The 13,505-nt window shown below is 43.5% G+C and carries 11 protein-coding genes; 4 read left to right on the forward strand and 7 right to left on the reverse strand.

What is annotated here, in order from left to right; all coding sequences use genetic code 11:
• Positions 1-98: 98 nt before the first annotated feature.
• Positions 99-2,210 (reverse strand): heterodisulfide reductase-related iron-sulfur binding cluster, encoded by a 2,112-nt coding sequence (locus tag NST65_RS17195; protein WP_111926870.1) that lies wholly within the window; start codon positions 2,208-2,210, stop codon positions 99-101.
• Between the two features lie 143 nt (positions 2,211-2,353).
• Here NST65_RS17195 and cls (NST65_RS17200) point away from each other — a divergent pair, with 143 nt between their 5' ends.
• From cls (NST65_RS17200) to NST65_RS17210, 3 genes are all read left to right on the forward strand, one after another.
• Positions 2,354-3,550, forward strand: coding sequence for a cardiolipin synthase (gene cls, locus NST65_RS17200; protein WP_111926872.1), 1,197 nt, complete (start codon positions 2,354-2,356; stop codon positions 3,548-3,550).
• A 12-nt stretch (positions 3,551-3,562) separates the two neighbouring features.
• On the forward strand, positions 3,563-4,525 hold the full coding sequence (gene uvsE, locus NST65_RS17205; RefSeq protein WP_041115505.1) for a UV DNA damage repair endonuclease UvsE: 963 nt from the start codon (positions 3,563-3,565) through the stop codon (positions 4,523-4,525).
• A 73-nt stretch (positions 4,526-4,598) separates the two neighbouring features.
• Positions 4,599-4,853 carry a general stress protein gene (locus NST65_RS17210; protein ID WP_073207741.1) on the forward strand — a complete coding sequence of 85 codons (255 nt, stop codon included), beginning with the start codon at positions 4,599-4,601 and terminating at the stop codon, positions 4,851-4,853.
• Positions 4,854-5,083: 230 nt separating this feature from the next.
• Here the strand turns inward: NST65_RS17210 and NST65_RS17215 are convergent, their stop codons facing one another.
• The 3 genes from NST65_RS17215 to cls (NST65_RS17225) all read right to left on the reverse strand — a co-directional run bounded on the left by NST65_RS17215 (position 5,084) and on the right by cls (NST65_RS17225) (position 9,478).
• Positions 5,084-6,082, reverse strand: a complete 999-nt coding sequence (locus NST65_RS17215) for a S66 peptidase family protein (RefSeq protein WP_081124983.1) — start codon at positions 6,080-6,082, stop codon at positions 5,084-5,086.
• 72 nt (positions 6,083-6,154) lie between these two features.
• Positions 6,155-7,870, reverse strand: coding sequence for an ABC transporter ATP-binding protein (locus tag NST65_RS17220; protein WP_024426361.1), 1,716 nt, complete (start codon positions 7,868-7,870; stop codon positions 6,155-6,157).
• Between the two features lie 105 nt (positions 7,871-7,975).
• Positions 7,976-9,478 (reverse strand): cardiolipin synthase, encoded by a 1,503-nt coding sequence (cls, locus tag NST65_RS17225; RefSeq protein WP_258521760.1) that lies wholly within the window; start codon positions 9,476-9,478, stop codon positions 7,976-7,978.
• 152 nt (positions 9,479-9,630) lie between these two features.
• Between cls (NST65_RS17225) and NST65_RS17230 the strand changes: the two genes are divergently transcribed.
• Positions 9,631-10,602, forward strand: coding sequence for a S66 peptidase family protein (locus NST65_RS17230; RefSeq protein WP_111926874.1), 972 nt, complete (start codon positions 9,631-9,633; stop codon positions 10,600-10,602).
• Between the two features lie 296 nt (positions 10,603-10,898).
• Here the strand turns inward: NST65_RS17230 and argS are convergent, their stop codons facing one another.
• The 3 genes from argS to NST65_RS17245 form a co-directional block, all read right to left on the reverse strand.
• Positions 10,899-12,572, reverse strand: coding sequence for an arginine--tRNA ligase (argS, locus tag NST65_RS17235; RefSeq protein ID WP_034281247.1), 1,674 nt, complete (start codon positions 12,570-12,572; stop codon positions 10,899-10,901).
• Entirely contained in the window at positions 12,569-12,991 is a 423-nt protein-coding gene (locus NST65_RS17240) for a DUF1934 family protein (protein WP_003215400.1), read from the reverse strand. Before NST65_RS17240 ends, argS begins: the two co-directional genes overlap by 4 nt.
• A 124-nt stretch (positions 12,992-13,115) precedes the next feature.
• The gene (locus tag NST65_RS17245; RefSeq protein ID WP_065214893.1) at positions 13,116-13,463 is read right to left on the reverse strand and encodes a hypothetical protein; all 348 of its coding nucleotides are present in this window, start codon (positions 13,461-13,463) and stop codon (positions 13,116-13,118) included.
• Between the last annotated feature and the right edge of the window lie 42 nt (positions 13,464-13,505).

Consider the following 13,505-nt stretch of genomic DNA (forward strand, 5'->3'; position numbering starts at 1 on the left):
CCCCTCCCCGTTTGTTACCGCTTACATATGATTTAGGCAGCTGATGAAACAGCGCCATGGATAAGCCGATGAACATCCTATTCATCGGCCTGTCATGTTTACGACACTTGCTTTCCAGGCTCACCAAACACTGATTTTTCAAGAAGTTCGGCGACATCAAATGTGCCTACCTGTTCCTCTACTTCCTTCGCCTTCGTCCCATCTCCCAGCATCGTTAAGCAATAAGGACACCCTGAGCTGATGATGGACGGCTGGACCTGTAACGCCTGCTCCGTTCGTGCAGTGTTAATCCGGGTACCCGTCTCTTCTTCCATCCACATTAAGCCCCCGCCTGCTCCGCAGCACATACCAGTTTCACGGTTGCGTTCCATTTCTTTCAGCGTCACACCTGGAATGGCTTTTAAAATGTCTCTTGGCGGGTCGTACACTTCGTTATATCTGCCTAGGTAGCAAGAGTCGTGGAAGGTAATCACTTCGTTCACTTCATGTACAGGTGTTATTTTCCCTTCTTTCACTAACTCTGCCAGTAATTCTGTATGATGGTATACTTCTGCCTCAAGTCCGAAGTCTGGGTATTCATTTTTAAATAAGTTATAGGCGTGTGGATCAATCGTGACGATCTTTGTGACGCCGTTTTTCTGGAATTCTTCAATGTTTTTTGCAGCAAGCTCTTGGAATAAAAATTCGTTTCCGAGTCTTCTTGGCGTATCGCCTGAGTTTTTCTCTTTATTGCCTAGGATGGCAAAGGATACTCCCGCTTCATTGAGGAGCTTTGCAAAAGCAAGTGCAATCTTTTGGCTTCGATTGTCATATGCCCCCATTGAACCAACCCAGAATAAATAATCAAAGCTTTGATCTGCTTTTTTCAACTCTTTCGCTGTTGGCACATGCACATCTTCTCTCAGTTCACGCCAATTTTCTCTTTCTTTCCGGTTCAATCCCCACGGGTTCCCTTGGCGCTCAATGCTTGTCATGGCACGCTGTGCATCCGCGTCCATTTTTCCTTCGGTCAGCACAAGATATCTGCGCATATCAATAATCTTGTCGACATGTTCATTCATGACAGGGCATTGGTCTTCACAGTTTCGGCATGTCGTACATGCCCAGATCTCTTCTTCTGTAATGACCTCTCCAATAAGAGAAGGATGATATATCGAGCTGGCAGCCGACTCTTCCGCACCTGCTCCTCTCGCCTGCAGTGCCAGCTGGTTTCCTGTTGTCTGCTTGAAGGCAAGCTGCGGGACCCAAGGTGTTTTTGATGTAATGGCGGCCCCTTTATTGGTTAAATGATCTCTTAACCTTAAAATCAAATCCATTGGAGACAGCATCTTCCCTGTCCCTGTTGCCGGGCACATATTCGTGCAGCGCCCGCATTCCACACAGGCGTAAAGATCGATGAGCTGAGACTGACGGAAGTCTTCAATTTTTCCCACACCGAAGGTCTCTTGTGACTCATCTTCAAAATCAATTTTTTGCAGCTTGCCTGGCGGGTCTAATCTGCTGACAAATACGTTCACAGGCCCTGCAATCAGATGGGCGTGCTTTGACTGAGGAACGTATACTAAGAATGTCAGCAAAATAAGAAGATGCACCCACCATGCGGCATAAAAAACAATCGCAGCCGCAAGAGGTGAAATTCCGCCCAGCAAGAAGGCAATACCAGAAGCGATTGGCTCAGTTGGTGATAGAGAGTGTCCATGCCAGATGATGTTCATGCCGTTCCCAAGTAAGACTGTCAGCATTAAGCCGCCAATAAATAAAAGCACTAGTCCCGATTTGAAGCCTCGTTTTAAACGGACAAGCTTTTCCACGTATCTTCTATGGAAAGCCCATACAACGGCCACTAAAATGAGAAGTGTGACCACCTCTTGGAAAAACGTAAAGACCCCGTACACCGGACCTAAAGGAAGCCCGCTGTCTGGAATAAGCCCCTTCAGAATAAAATCAAGGGCTCCGAACTGTACGAGGATAAATCCGTAGAAAAACAGCACATGAATGATGCCGCTCTTCTTGTCCTTTAACAGCTTCTTTTGCCCAAATACGTTGACCCAAACACGCTCTAAGCGTTTCTTCATGTCTTGTTGAAACTCTTCTTTTTTACCAAGACGAATATACGCCGCTCGTGTTCGAATGAGATAAACAAACAAATACACAGCGTAAGCGGTCACCGCCGCAAATGCGATCAAGTTGATGATTAAAAGGCTATTCATCTTGCTCCCCCTTTCATTCCCCAAAACCCTCTTTGTTCCGTTTCCATGTTGTACCTCTATCATAAATAATGAATGAGTATTCAGTCAATATTTTTTACACGTTTGGGTACACTATTGAAATATGCAAAAAAGGAGGAAGTTTCATGATCGCATTGATCATCCTACTCGTACTCATTGCCATCGTTTTGCTCGTGATGTTAGACCTTTATATGGGAAGGAAATATTTTTCTACGCACGCATTTGAACGGTCTTTTGACCAAACAAGCGGCGATGCTGCCTTTTATCATGATGGCGAACCATTTTTCGATCAGCTGATTACCGATATAAAGCAGGCCTCTTCTTCTATTCATATGATGTTCTTTATTGTAAAGAACGACAAGATTGGTCAAAGGGTCTTACAAGCATTGAAAGCCAAAGCGGAGCAAGGCGTTTCCGTCTTTTTGCTGACCGACCGATTAGGCTCCTATCCGTTTGATCAAAAGGCGATTGACATGCTAGAAAGAAGCGGCATTCAATTTTACTTTTTAAATAAGCCTCGTTTTCCTTTTTTGATTTACCGTTTAAACATGAGAAATCACCGTAAAATCACGGTGATTGATGGGAAAATTGGCTATATTGGCGGATTTAATATAGGCGATGAATATGTTGGAAAGAAAGGCCGGTTTGGCATTTGGAAGGATTATCATTTGCGGATGACTGGACAGGTTGTCGCAGATCTCCAGCATGTATTTCTGAATGATTTGTACCGGTCGTCTGGTATTCATCAGCTGCAATATGAGGTTTTCCCTGCATTGGAACCGGGAACATTACAATGCACAACACGCGCGACTGCTGGCTTTTCTTTAGAAGCTTTATTTCTCCAAGATATTGAGCAGGCGAAGAAACAAATCATCATCTGTACGCCTTATTTTATTCCATCTTCCCCTCTTCTGAAGGCGCTGCTTGATGCACGAAAGCGGGGCGTCACAGTTGAAATCATCATTCCAATGAAAGCGGATCATCCACTTGTCAAAGAGGCTGGCTTTCATTATTTGAAGGACCTCATTGCCTCTGGATGTCTTGTTTATCGTTTTTATAAAGGTTTTTATCATTCGAAAGCCATATTGATTGATCACAGCCGCTGTATGATCAGTACCGCGAATTTTGATAAACGAAGCTTGTTTTTAAACGAAGAAGTAGATGTAGCCATTGATGATCCCGACTTTACTGCACACGTAGAGGAAAAAATTCGGGAGCATATGGAAGTATCTGAGATCCTGACAGAAGAAACATTGTCAAAGCGCCCTCTTTTCACACGGCCGCTTGAGTGGGTTGCCGCCATGTTCTCGTATTTTTTATAAAGGAGATGACCTATGCGTTATCGATTTGGTTATGTATCCAATGCCGTCACCTTGTGGGAAGCTTCTCCTGCCAAGTCGCTGACCTTTGCAAGATACAGCAAGCTCGCTAAGGAAGAAAGAAAAGAGGCTTTATTGCGAACAACAAAAGCCAATCTCGTGAATACATTAAGAACGCTTTATTTCGCCATTGCTCATGATATCCCGCTTTACCGTTTTTCAAGCTCGATCGTCCCGCTCGCGACCCATCCAGAGGTGCGCTGGGACTTTATGACACCTTTTCACAAAGAATTTCTTGAGATCGGCAAGCTGGTAAAACGGCACGGCTTACGGGTCAGCTTTCACCCCAATCAATTCACCTTGTTTACCAGCCCAAAACCTTCGATTACAGAAAATGCCGTCATCGATATGACGTACCATTATCAAATGCTTGAGGCGATGAAGCTCGATAAGGAAGGCTACATGAACATTCATGTAGGCGGGGCGTACGGCGATAAAGAATCGGCTCTTCAACGCTTTGATGAAAATATCAAACAGCTTCCAGCTCATATCAAGGCGAGAATGACACTTGAGAACGATGACAAAACATATACGTCGCTGGAAACGCTTGGTGTATGTGAAAAGCATGACATTCCGTTTGTTTTTGATTACCATCATCATGTGGCAAATAAAGATGATGATGCCGCACTCGATGACATCCTGCCAAGAATGTTCGACACTTGGACAAACACTGGCATTCCGCCCAAAATCCATTTGTCTTCACCTAAATCAGAAAAAGCCATACGCAGTCATGCTGATGGAGTAGATATGAACTTTGTCTTACCGCTTTTTCAAGCATTAAAACCGTATGGTCGTGATGTAGATTTCATGATTGAAGCAAAATTAAAGGATCAAGCTCTGCTCCGTCTAGTCGAAGAGCTGTCAGCGATAAGGGGCAATCGGCGGACAGGCGGGGGAACCATTGAGTGGAAAACATAGAGAAAGGTTTACCTTTGTGCAAATGGGGGTAACAAAGCTATTGTGAGAAAGTAATTAACAGGAGGATATGAAGATGTCTCAAATCTATTCAATCCGAATCGCTGCGAAAGCGTTGAATTTACATAAGCTTATTTCTCTTTATGAAAAGTGCCAGCAGGCTCAGCATCGTTTATATGTGTATTCTAAAAAGACAATGTGCAGCATTAAGAACATCGTAGAGCTTGAAACCTTCAGGCTCACTCATTTAGAATCTGACTACTTAATTGTCGTAGAGGGGAAAAAAGCGCAAGATCTCCTTCAGCCGTTTGAAAAAGAGACGGTTTCATAAAGAAGAGCAGCCGCGGGCTGCTCTTTCAGATTGGTTGACAAAGGGCTAAAATGATCTTGATTTTAGCCCTTTGTCTTCTTTTCAGCGTGATAGAAAACCTTTGCAGTCTTAGGAAGGACGAGTACCGGCGCGGAGCGAATTTGACATTCGTGAGCACCGGCACGCAGGCGTGACAACGAATGCGAGGGTTTGTCTACATGCTGGGAGAGCAGCCGCGGGCTGCTCTTTTGCTATATCCACTCTTTTGTTAACCAAACTTGTTTGGAGGATGCATCCATTTTCACTTGTGCCCCGATTGGCATCGTAAGCATTGGGTGCGTATGAGCACAGTCAAAATCAGCGATGAGTGGTCTTTTTGTCTCTCCGAGTACCTCAAGTAAAATCTCATAAGGCTCTTTGCCCGTCCCTTCATCATCAAACAGCTCATGTTTTCCTAAAAGAATCCCAGAAACCCGTTCAAACACGCCATTTACTTTCAATAAAGAGAAGTTCTTTTCAACAACCGACGCGGTTTTCATACAATCTTCAATGAGAAGGATGTCTCCGTTTTGGATGGCTGGCATGAACTCACTTCCCCATATGCCGTACATCGCATTCAAGTTCCCGCCGATCAATTTGCCTTCTGCTTGTCCCTCTATGACGCACAGCCAATCATTTGGACGCTGCTTTTTATCACCCGTCTTTTCTTCCCAATTGATTCGTTCATCTGTCCAAAAAGGCGGTTTTTCAATCTGATAAGGAATGGTTTGATGGGACATCAGGATGTCCTCAAACGACTGATATGTATAAGTGACAAACGGTTCAAACTCGCCAAAAGAAGGAACAAGCGCCGGTCCGTAGAAAACAGGCAGTCCCGTTTTTTCGTAGGCCGCTAAAAGAATCGCTGTCGCATCTGAATAACCAATCATGATTTTCGGATGTTGTTTCAGCAGGTCAAAATCAAGATAAGGCAGCAAACTATTTGAATTCGTCCCGCCAATCATTGACATGATGCACGCCAAGTCCTCTCTAGCCATCAGCTCATTCAGCTCATCTGCTCGTTCTTGAATTGTACCTGAACGGTAGTAATCCTCTTTCCCTGTTAATGATCCTGGAACCACAATGAATCCTTTTTGCTCAAGCCACTTCTTCGCCCGCTCATACCTAAGAGGCGAGGTCGCTGAAGCAGGACTAGAAGGTGAAAATATACCGATCTTATCGCCCTTTTGTAATCGCCGAAGCCCCTTCATTCCATCAGATCCTTCCTACAAACGTTTTTTCTATCCTAACAAAAAAAGCCCTTTATCAAAAGGGCTTTCTCTTTAATGACCAAACTGCGCTTCATGCAGTCTGCTGTACACGCCTCCCATTTGAATAAGGTCTTGGTGGCGGCCTTGTTCTTGGATGCCTTCCTCTGTCACGACGATGATACGATCGGCGTGTTTAATTGTTGCCAGGCGGTGGGCAATGACGAGTGTTGTCCTTCCGACAGCCAGTTCGCTCAGTGCATCCTGTATAGCTTTTTCTGTTTCTGTATCAAGTGCTGATGTGGCTTCATCTAAAATAAGAATCGAAGGATTTTTTAGGAACATCCGCGCAATCGACAGACGCTGCTTTTGACCGCCTGACAGTTTGACGCCGCGCTCGCCTATGACTGTATTTAATCCTTCTGGGAAACGCTGGACGAGTTCCTCTAAATGCGCACGACGTACAGCCTCCCAAATCTCTGCATCGCTGGCTTCTAGGTTGCCGTACGCAATGTTTTCTCGAATGGTGCCTGAGAATAAAAAGACATCCTGCTGCACAATGCCGATCTGCTGTCTTAAAGAAGACAGGGTCATCGATTTTGTACTTACACCATCAATCGTAATCTCCCCTTTATCCACATCATAAAAACGTGGCAGCAAACTGCAAATCGTCGATTTCCCGGCTCCTGAAGGCCCGACAAACGCAACAGTTTCTCCTTGTTTGATCTTCAAATCGATGTCCTTTAACACATGGCTGTGCTCATCGTAGCCGAATGTCACGTTTCGATATTCAATTTCACCTTTCAGTCCGAATACATCACGAGCTCCCTCTGTGTCCTTTACATCTGGCTCTGTTTCAAGTAAGTCGACATAGCTTTTAAAGCCCGCAATTCCTTTTGGATACATTTCAATCACTGTGTTGATTTTATCAATCGGTCTGAATAAGACGTTTGTAATGAGAACAAATGCGATAAATCCACCTGCCGTTAATTGCCCCTGCAGAACAAACCATGTCCCTGCCAGAAGGACAAACAGTGTCACAAGACGTGTGAGAATGTAACTGATTGAGCCGTTCACCGACATGATTTTATATGAAAGAAGCTTCGCTTTCCGAAAGCGGTTGTTGTTTTCAGCAAAACGCTTTTTCTCGAAATGTTCGTTGGCAAAAGCTTGAACAAGACGAATGCCGCCAATATTGTTTTCAACCCTTGCATGAAAGTCTCCAATGTCATTGTTCAGCTGTGTAATTGCCTGTGTCATCTTCTTATTAAAATGAAGGGCAAGCCAAATGATGACAGGCATGATCAAGAAGGTTAAGATAGCAAGCTGCCAGTTAATCATCAGCATGACAGCAAAGGCGCCAAGAATCGTCATAATTGCAATAAACAAATCCTCAGGTCCGTGATGAGCCACCTCACCAATGTACATGAGGTCATTTGTCATTCGAGACATAAGCTTACCCGTTTTGTTGTTATCAAAGAACTTAAATGAGAGACGCTGAAAATGATCAAACAGCTTCTTCCTCATATCTGTTTCAATATTGATGCCAAGCATGTGCCCCCAGTACGACACAATAAATTGCATAACCGAGCTGAGTGCATAAATGATAAACAGAGCAAGTGCGGTCCAGGCAATGACCGTCCAGTTCCCTGTTGGTAATAAGGTATCAATGAAGTAGTTCACGATCAGCGGGAAACCAAGTTCCATCAATCCAACTGCGACAGCGCAAAAGAAATCTAAAAAGAACAGACCGCGATAGGGCCTGTAATAGGCGAAAAAGCGTTTTAGCATATGTAAAAGAACCTCATTTCCTCTATAATTGATAATCATTTTCAATTATAGAGGAATCCTCTTCAAAATACTAGATCAGGAAATGATTTCTTTGGCTGGAAATCCTCATAATACGCCAGAAAACAACCGGGCAAATGATTCCTTCAAACGCTCTTTTAAGCCTCTTTTATAAAAATGAACAGGGCCCATTTGCTCACATTCCTTCATATCTTCCTCATAGTGAGCCATCAATTGCTCAATTGGCTTTTTGGCGGCTGTAAAGACATTGACCTCAAAATTGAGCTGAAAGCTTCTCATATCGACATTCGCGGTACCGACAGAGGCGAGTTCTCCATCTGCGATCATCACCTTTTGATGCATGAATCCTTTCTGATAGTGATACACCTTGATGCCCTCTTTTAGAAGCTCAGAAAAATAAGATCGTGTGGCGTATTGTGTGAGAAATCCGTCATTGATCTCTGGAACCATCACCCGCACATCCACCCCTCTTGTGGCAGCGATTTTGAGCGCAGTGCGAATCGATTCGTTTGGTACAAAGTAAGGTGTGGCAATCCAGACAAATTGTTTCGCATTAGAAATGAGGGCATCATATAAATCACTCATACTTTCTTTCATATCAGGTCCAGTTGGTACAACCTGAATGACATCCTCGCCTGTCACAGAATGCGGCGTATGATACCTCGGATCATCAATTAATACTTCATCTGATACATACTCCCAATCCAGCATAAAAACGGAGTGAAGGGTCTGAACAGCCTCACCCTTTAACATGACATGCGTATCACGCCAAAAGCCGATCTTTTCATCCCGTCCTACGTATTCCTTGCCGACATTTAACCCGCCGACAAACCCTGTCTCTCCATCAATAATGACGATTTTTCGGTGATTTCGAAAATTGAATTTTTGATTAAAGAATCCATATTTTAAAGGTAGAAAAGGAGCGACCTTGACCCCTGCCTGCTTCAAGCGTTTAATATCTTTTCGGGAGAAGCGGATGCTGCCTGCCGCATCATATATGAAACGGACCTCTACCCCTTCTTTCACTTTTTCAATCAAAATCTCCATCATCCGGTGGCCGAGGAAATCGGATTTGAACATGTAATATTCAATATGAATGAACGATTTTGCCTTTTTTAACTCTTCAAAAATTCTGGGGAACGTCTCCTCCCCATTCTTTAAAATCTCCATATCACTATTTGTGTTCACATGCATGCCTGTTGCTTTTTCTGTGTAATGAAAAAAAGCACGCTGATTATCGGTTAAACGTGACTCATTCGGCTTACTCTCAAGCTCAGAGATTCTGCGTAATTTCTCGCGGTTATACATTCTCTTTGATTTGAATAAATGACCCTTTACATAGAGCTGCCCTGAGAACAGATAGAACATATAGCCAATGATCGGGAAAAAAACCAGCACATATATCCATAACAGCGTGTGCTGTGATGTACGATTCTCCAGCATGAGTGAGATGATACTAAATAAAATAATGGCGATATAAATCGCTGCGTACAGCTGAACGCTCCACGCCGGCACAGTCCACCAATACACCACATATGCCCCGAATATCATAAAATATAAAAATAAAAATTCCAGTCTTCTCTTTTTCACATTCTCCGCCCTCATTCTGTCTTTTTCTCTTCCATACCCTTTGTACAGCTTGTATGAAACGCACGATCCATTCCTTTCTCCTAGCCTTTACAGACTAACGCTATTTGATCCGATATAATGGAGAAATACGTGATGGAAAGGAAGATTTGTTTATGCATACACCCCCACCTTTAAAAAAAGGCAGCCATATTCGGGTCATTGCCCCAAGCCGAAGTGCCAGCATTTTATCAAAAGGAGGAATTTCTCAAGCGAAAAAACGTCTGGAGTCTTTAGGGTTCACTGTCTCTTTTGGACAGCACGTCTTTGAATGTGACCTTCATTCATCATCGTCTATTGAACACCGCTTGTCTGATCTGCATGAGGCGTTCAAAGATGATGAGGTCGATGGTATTTTGACAGCCATCGGAGGCTTCAACTGCAATGAGCTTTTGCCTTATATTGATTACGATTTGATCCGACAGCATCCTAAAGTCCTTTGCGGCTATAGTGATATCACTGCACTTGCAAACGCCATTACATCGAAATGTGATATGGTAACATATTCTGGCCCCCATTTCTCAAGCTTTCAAATGGAGCAGGGACAGGAGGAGCAGACCGCTATGTTTCAAGCTTGCTTGATGAACGGCAGCGAACCGTTTGATGTGATTCCTTCGACAAAATGGAGTGATGACGCGTGGTATCTCGATCAAGCGAACAGGCAGTTTCATCCGACGAAATGGAACATATATCAGGAAGGAACAGCTGAAGGCACCTTGTTTGGCGGAAATCTTTGTACACTGAACTTACTGCAAGGGACATCGTTTATGCCGAATGTAAAGGATGCCATCTTATTTGTGGAGGATGATGAGTTGGTGTTCCCTGAAACGTTCGCCAGAGACCTTACCTCCCTCTTGCAGCATGCACAATCAATCAAAGGGCTGATCATCGGACGCTTTCAGAAAAAATCCAAGATGACAGAGGAACATTTAAGATTCATCCTAGATAAGCACCCAATGCTCAAACACATCCCTGTGATTTATGATGTCGATATCGGACATACACAGCCAGTCTTCACCTTACCGATTGGTGGAAACGTTCAACTAGCGTGTACAAATGGAGACGTGAAGCTCCGCATTCATTCATAACGAAAGGCCAAAAAGCACCCGAATAGGCGGTGCTTTTTTCTATGCCATCATCTTTTTTGAAATTTTTTTAGAAAAAGTGTGATCCAACCCTCCATCCCCTTCGTTAAGTAGATGTAAAAGAAAAGAGAGGAGGCAAAAATATGTTTTCTGATGTACTTAGCCAATTATTCGATTCTATTTCTAACATGATTAATACGCTTGGATAATTTTCAAAACCCGCTATCTCTTAAGGATAGCGGGTTTTTTATACCAAAAAGCCCCACTCATTCAATAGAGTGGGGCTTTCTTTTATTTCATTACATCTTTTCCGGAGCCGATACACCAATTAGTTTTAATGCATTCGCAAGCGTGATTTGTGTTGCTTTCATGAGTGAAAGACGTGCTGTTGTTTTTGTTTCGTTTTCTGCGTCAATGACCTTCTCGGCATTGTAGAAGCTGTGAAGGGCTGATGCAAGGTCATAAATATAGTTCGTCACGCGGTGCGGAATACGCTTTTCAGCTGCTTCTGCTACAACTTCTGGGAAGCTGCCAATGATTTTCAGAAGATCGTATTCTTTTTCCGATTGAATGTGAGAGAAATCGGCTTTTTCAAGGTTCGGTTCATAGCCTTTTTCTTCACCTTGACGCAGCATGCTGCAAATTCTCGCATGCGCATATTGTGCATAGTACACAGGGTTTTCGTTAGACGTAGAAATCGCTAAGTCTAGGTCAAAGTCCATATGTGTCGCAGCACTTCTCATCGCAAAGAAATAACGAGTCGCATCTAAGCCGACTTCTTCAATCAAGTCACGCATTGTGACGGCTTTACCTGTACGTTTACTCATCTTCATCTTTTCACCGTTTTTGTAAAGGTGAACAAGCTGAATGATTTCGACTTCAAGCTTGTCAGCTGGATATCCAAGTGCTTGAATCGCCGCTTTCATTCGAGGAATATAGCCGTGATGGTCCGCTCCCCAAATGTTAATGAGCTGGTCAAAGCCTCTGTCCAATTTGTCTTTATGATATGCGATGTCTGGAAGCAGGTAAGTGAAGCTGCCGTCCTTTTTAATCAGCACACGGTCCTTGTCATCGCCAAAATCAGTTGATCGCAGCCACGTTGCGCCATCTTCTTCAAAAACATAGCCTTTAGCGCGAAGTGTCTCCAGCGCTGGTTCGATTTTTCCATTTTCATATAAAGAGGTTTCTGAATACCATACATCAAATGGCACACGGAAATTCTCAAGGTCTACACGTAATTTCTCTAATTCGTATTTCAAGCCGTATTCACGGAAGAACTTCATACGCTCTTCTTCCGGTTCATGAACAAAACGGTCACCAAATTCATCCGCAAGCTTTTGTCCGATGCCTTTGATGTCTTCTCCTCTGTAGCCGTCTTCAGGCATTTCTTTTTCAAGACCGAGTGCCTCAAAATAACGTACTTCTACAGATAAAGCGAGGTTATTGATTTGATTCCCTGCATCGTTGATATAGTATTCACGGCTCACATCGAACCCTGCTTTATCAAGGATGTTGCAAAGGGAATCTCCTACAGCTGCTCCGCGGGCATGTCCAAGGTGAAGGTCACCTGTTGGGTTGGCTGAGACGAATTCGACTTGCACCTTTTGACCGCCGCCTGTATTCGTTTCGCCATAAGCTTCTTTTGCCTCAAGAACAGCTGGAATGAGTTTTGTTAAATACTGATTGTTCATATAAAAGTTAATGAACCCTGGACCTGCGATATCCAGTTTTTCAATGGAAGCTTTCCCTTTATCAAATGCATTGACGATGTCCTCTGCGATTTGACGAGGTGCTTTTTTCGCAATGCGGGCAAGCTGCATCGCCATGTTGGTCGAGTAATCACCGTGAGTTTTGTCTTTCGGCACTTCTAAAAGGACATCTGGCACCTGGCTTTCATCGGCAAGTCCTGCTTTGACGACTGCCGCTATGATTTCTTCTTTTAACGCATCTTTGACCTGTTCTGCGATATTCATGAACGTAAATCCTCCTTATACGAAATCGATAATGTATGTAAATGCTTTTGATCTTCTCCTGTCAGCATATCGTACGTAATGTGCAGCAGCCCCTTGTCCACATCGAGATCAATACCATGTGTGTGCACATCTAACTGAAGTGTACCGAATGGCATCGTGTAATGTGTGACGGTTGTTTCTCCAATGAGAAAGCGCTGCTTCATTTGAATAGCCCCTGATCTCATCACAAAAATTTCTTTTTCACTCATTTTCACAACGGTTTTTACTTGACCCATTTCATGTTCTTCATGGTAAGTGAGATACGTTTTGTCATTCTTCTCTTGGTACGTTCCAGTCGTGCGGAATTCGATCGTTTCAGCCGGCTCCGTCTCTGGTTTCATCACTGACTTTACATGAATTGAAATTTGGTTTTGTGTCATTTTGCACTTCCTTTGCTAAGACCCGTTTAACTAAAATAGTATACCATATTCACGATCGCCTATCATACCATCATTTCTCTTCTTCATGGCGATTAAACTTCGTTTTTCATCTTCAGCCATCCCTTTAGAAAAAAAGAAAAATACAACTGACCAATATGACAAGTCCAGCCTTTACGCCTAAGTCTTTTCTTTTCATTAAGTAAAAAAGAGCCTGTATGCCTGAACTTGCCAAAAGTGCCTGAAAAAAATCAAATGGTGCGATTTGATCCTTTTTAAATACCACATGCATGAATAACGCAATGGCCGTCAGATAGAAAAAGCCTCGATCGTGAAACAGCCCCAGCATCTCTTCCTTTGCTTCCTTTTTCGAAGCAAAAACAGGCGGATCAGCTGCGAGCTCTCGTTTCAGTGTAAGAAAGCCTGCCCCTAACACACATAAAGCGAGGAACACCATCAATATGGACGAAAACATGAGCTGCCTCCTTTTTTTGACCAATGTAAAAAAAGAGCTTGT

This window comes from Bacillus sp. FSL P4-0248, from assembly GCF_038593305.1.
Classification (GTDB): Bacteria; Bacillota; Bacilli; order Bacillales; family Bacillaceae; genus Bacillus; species Bacillus safensis.

What these genes read in the sequence shown, in the direction of transcription:
- NST65_RS17195 (WP_111926870.1), bottom strand. Translation starts at nt 2,210, where the DNA reads ATGAATAGCCTTTTAATCATCAACTTGATCGCATTTGCGGCGGTGACC.
- cls (WP_111926872.1), top strand. Translation starts at nt 2,354, where the DNA reads ATGATCGCATTGATCATCCTACTCGTACTCATTGCCATCGTTTTGCTC.
- uvsE (WP_041115505.1), top strand. Translation starts at nt 3,563, where the DNA reads ATGCGTTATCGATTTGGTTATGTATCCAATGCCGTCACCTTGTGGGAA.
- NST65_RS17210 (WP_073207741.1), top strand. Translation starts at nt 4,599, where the DNA reads ATGTCTCAAATCTATTCAATCCGAATCGCTGCGAAAGCGTTGAATTTA.
- NST65_RS17215 (WP_081124983.1), bottom strand. Translation starts at nt 6,082, where the DNA reads ATGAAGGGGCTTCGGCGATTACAAAAGGGCGATAAGATCGGTATATTT.
- NST65_RS17220 (WP_024426361.1), bottom strand. Translation starts at nt 7,870, where the DNA reads ATGCTAAAACGCTTTTTCGCCTATTACAGGCCCTATCGCGGTCTGTTC.
- NST65_RS17230 (WP_111926874.1), top strand. Translation starts at nt 9,631, where the DNA reads ATGCATACACCCCCACCTTTAAAAAAAGGCAGCCATATTCGGGTCATT.
- argS (WP_034281247.1), bottom strand. Translation starts at nt 12,572, where the DNA reads ATGAATATCGCAGAACAGGTCAAAGATGCGTTAAAAGAAGAAATCATA.
- NST65_RS17240 (WP_003215400.1), bottom strand. Translation starts at nt 12,991, where the DNA reads ATGACACAAAACCAAATTTCAATTCATGTAAAGTCAGTGATGAAACCA.
- NST65_RS17245 (WP_065214893.1), bottom strand. Translation starts at nt 13,463, where the DNA reads ATGTTTTCGTCCATATTGATGGTGTTCCTCGCTTTATGTGTGTTAGGG.